A 567-nucleotide genomic window follows, 5' to 3' on the forward strand; every position below is an offset into this window, starting at 1 on the left:
AGATGTACCAGATAAGGTAACTAATAATTGACCAGTACCAAAACCAGCATTACCAATAATACCATCTCCAATTCGCACTAATGTAGAAGTACCTGATGTAATCACATCAAAATTGGCAATACCTGTAAAGTTCAGTTTATCGCCACCGACACCGCGCACAAAGTGGTAAACTGTATCTGTACCATCACCAAGAACGTAGTTAACGTTATCTACAACATTATCGTTTAAACCCAAATACAAGCTATCGTTACCCACACCACCAGTTAAAGTATCAGCACCCGCATTACCTGTGAGAATGTTATTACCAGTATTACCTGTAATATTATTATTGAGGGTGTTACCTGTACCATTAATAGCGGTTGTTCCCTGTAACGTTAGGTTTTCTACATTGGTGCTGAGAGTGTAAGTTGCTGCGGTGCTGAAAACGCTATCTGTTCCTGCATTAGCATTTTCTGTGATGATATCTGCTGTACTGTCAACATAATAAGAGTCATTACCAGCACCACCAATGAGGGTATCATTTCCTAAACCACCAATGAGAGTATCATTTCCTAAACCACCATTAAG

1 protein-coding gene is annotated in these 567 nt (G+C 39.3%); it reads right to left on the reverse strand.

All coding sequences use genetic code 11. From position 1 onward, the window contains the following. Positions 1–567, reverse strand: a 567-nt coding sequence (locus ACIR131C_RS26030) for a calcium-binding protein (protein ID WP_196811748.1), incomplete at both ends; no start/stop codon positions are given.

Source organism: Dolichospermum circinale AWQC131C, assembly GCF_000426905.1.
GTDB classification, from domain to species: domain Bacteria; phylum Cyanobacteriota; class Cyanobacteriia; order Cyanobacteriales; family Nostocaceae; genus Dolichospermum; species Dolichospermum circinale.